Raw genomic sequence first — 1,866 nt, forward strand, 5'->3', positions numbered from 1 at the left:
CCGTCGACCGTCCGGCACGGTCCATCACAGTGATAAAGGTTCTCAGTATGTATCGCTGGCCTACACACAGCGGCTTAAGGAAGCCGGATTACTGGCATCAACAGGAAGTACAGGCGACTCGTATGACAACGCGATGGCGGAGAGCATCAATGGTCTTTACAAAGCGGAGGTAATACACCGTAAGAGCTGGAAAAACCGTGCAGAAGTGGAACTGGCCACACTCACGTGGGTGGACTGGTATAACAATCGACGATTGCTGGAAAGGCTGGGCCATACTCCTCCGGCAGAAGCAGAAAAAGCTTATTATGCTTCCATCGGAAACGATGATCTGGCAGCCTGAGTTCACAGATAAAACACTCTCCAGGAAACCCGGGGCGGTTCACTCTGCCGGACTGCCACGTATCTCCGCTTCTATGTCGTATAACTCTGCTATCCGTCTGAGCGCTTCCTGAGTCATTTCTGTCGGACGGCGCACATCCTCGTCATGGATTTTTCGGCGGGCGTGGGCCAGGCACCCGGCTTCCTTCACCCGGCCCGTTTCGTACAGTACGTTATAACCTGCATAGGCATCAGCCTGCAGTACGCCCTGATACTTTGCCAGGTGGAGCTGCGGATGTTCTCCTTTGCGATCTGCCGAATACGCGAACCAGACGGCTGCCGGCAGGGATGAACCCGCATTACGATCATCCCTGACGTATACCCACAGACGACCCGTTTTCGTCTTTCCGTTCCCCGGGGCCAGTACTTTCACCGGAGTGTCATCTGCGTGCACCTTTCCTGCCTCCAGAACATAGTCATTCAGCGCTATATACAGAGGACGGAGTTTGTCTGCCATTTCTGATACCCAGCGCACCATGGTATTACGGCTCAGCTCCACGCCCTGTCGCGCGTATATTTCTGACTGGCGATATAAAGGGATATGTTCCATATATTTGCTGACCAGGATCCGTGCAAGTAACCCTGCACTGGCATAACCGCGTTCGATCGGTTTAGGGGGAAGTGGTGCCTGAACGATGACATCACACCGGCTACAGGCCAGTTTGGGACGTATGGTTTCGATAACTTTAAAGGCGGTATTAATGATATCCAGTTGCTCTGAGATTGTTTCCCCCATTTCTTTCAGAACACCTCCACAGGCCGGGCAACTGGTTTCAGCAGGCAGAAGGCGATGTGTCTCCCGGGGAAGTTCTGCCGGCAGCGGTTTTCGTGAAGATTTTCGTCCCGGGGATTCAGGCTTACTGGCGATCGGGTTTTCTGACGGGGGACTGGTGTCAGGTGAATCTGTGACTGACGATGCATCTTCCAGAAGATTTCTGGCTGTGTTCAGTCGGTTTTCCAGTTCCGACAGTCGTTTTTCTGCCTGTCGGATCTGATTTTCAAGCTTATGACGCTTTTTCTCTGAACTCTGGCCGAACAACATACGACGCAACCTGTCGAGTTGCGCTTTCAGCCGTTCAATTTCCTGCTCATAGCCCGCGACCTGACAGGCATACTGTCGAAGCCGACTCTGTTGCTTACGCAACATGGCTTTAAGCAGCTCAATATCATCGGGGAGTTCATTGTTCATTCCCTTGTTTTATCACGGGTTATATCCGGATGCCAGGCCGTTCTGTCCGTTTGGGATGTTGCCACGCGATCCCCTCCAGTAGCATGGATAACTGAGCTGGCGTCAGGTGCACTTTCCCTTCCCGGGTCACCGGCCAGACGAAGCGGCCCCGTTCCAGGCGTTTGGCGAACAGGCATAACCCGTCACGATCGGCCCACAGTATTTATATGAACGCATCCCGTTTGCAAGGCATCCATTGTTTTGACATGACGGGTAGGTTGCAGCTTTATATCCGGCTTTATTGCAGCCGTAACGCTGCG

1 protein-coding gene and 2 pseudogenes are annotated in these 1,866 nt (G+C 53.1%); 1 reads left to right on the forward strand and 2 read right to left on the reverse strand.

The annotated features are described in order from the left end of the window. Positions 1-340: integrase core domain-containing protein (locus BGK49_RS13655; RefSeq protein ID WP_032232706.1), on the forward strand; the 340-nt coding region annotated here is incomplete at its 5' end. Positions 341-382: 42 nt separating this feature from the next. Here the strand turns inward: BGK49_RS13655 and BGK49_RS13660 are convergent. Together BGK49_RS13660 and tnpB are read right to left on the reverse strand one after the other, a co-directional pair. Further along, positions 383-1,567: pseudogene (locus tag BGK49_RS13660) on the reverse strand (IS66-like element ISSfl3 family transposase); the annotation flags it as partial. A gap of 19 nt (positions 1,568-1,586) precedes the next feature. After that, positions 1,587-1,769 (reverse strand): annotated as a pseudogene (tnpB, locus tag BGK49_RS13665) (IS66 family insertion sequence element accessory protein TnpB); the annotation flags it as partial. Between the last annotated feature and the right edge of the window lie 97 nt (positions 1,770-1,866).

It is taken from the genome of Shigella sp. FC1544 (assembly GCF_001722145.1).
GTDB lineage: Bacteria > Pseudomonadota > Gammaproteobacteria > Enterobacterales > Enterobacteriaceae > Escherichia > Escherichia coli.